This is a genomic window from Micromonospora sp. ZG13, from assembly GCF_059359355.1.
Genome location: NZ_JCADBQ010000051.1, coordinates 1 through 888 on the forward strand (window position 1 = coordinate 1; position 888 = coordinate 888).

Consider the following 888-nt stretch of genomic DNA (forward strand, 5'->3'; position numbering starts at 1 on the left):
CTAGGGCGCGTTTCGTAAGTGGGTGTTGGTCGGGTGGGGTCACGGCGTGGCGGTGATCGATAACTGAAGAGGTCTCCGGTAAGTGGGTTAGCGACCAAGCAAACCTGAATACCGGAGACCTCGTGGCCAGCCTAGCGGCGGCGGCGCGGCATGACCTGAGCGACATCCAGTGGCAGCATCTGCACCCGCTGCTGCCTGCGGAATCGTCGCGGGGAAGACCGTGCAAGTGGACCAGACGACAGATCATCGACGGCATACGCTGGCGGGTACGCACCGGTGCGCCATGGCGTGACGTGCCCGGGAACTACGGCCCGTGGCAGACGCTGTATCGATGGTTCCGCCGCTGGCAGCGTGATGGCACGTGGGCTCGCGTCCTGGCGGGGCTGCAGGCCGCCGCCGATGCGGCCGGGCGCATCGACTGGAGCGTCAGCGTCGACTCCACGATCAGCCGCGCCCATCAACACGCCGCCGGCGCCCGCCGTGACGGCGACCGGCAGAAAGAACCACCCGGCGGAATCCATGCCGAGCCCGCCGATCACGCGCTGGGCCGATCGCGAGGCGGGTGGACCACCAAGACCCATCTTGCCTGTGAACAGGGCCGCAAGGTCCTGGCCACCGTCGTCACGGCCGGACACCGCGGTGACAGCCCGCAATTCACCACGGTCCTCGACCGCATCCGGATCACCCGCTGCGGGCCCGGCCGGCCTCGGACCCGCCCGCTACAGGTCTTGGCAGACCGGGCCTACACGTCCAGGGCCAACCGCGCCTACCTGCGCCGACGAGGAATCAAGGCCTGCATCCCGAGCAAGAGCGACCAAGACGCCCACCGCCTCGCGAAAGGCTCCCGCGGCGGCCGGCCACCCGCCTTCAGCCCTGACGTCTACCGCC

General features: G+C 69.1%; 1 protein-coding gene. It reads left to right on the forward strand.

Annotated features, from left to right (window positions below):
* Nucleotides 1-122: 122 nt before the first annotated feature.
* On the forward strand, nucleotides 123-888 hold a 766-nt coding region (locus AC5L34_RS29495; protein ID WP_494827923.1), incomplete at its 3' end, for an IS5 family transposase.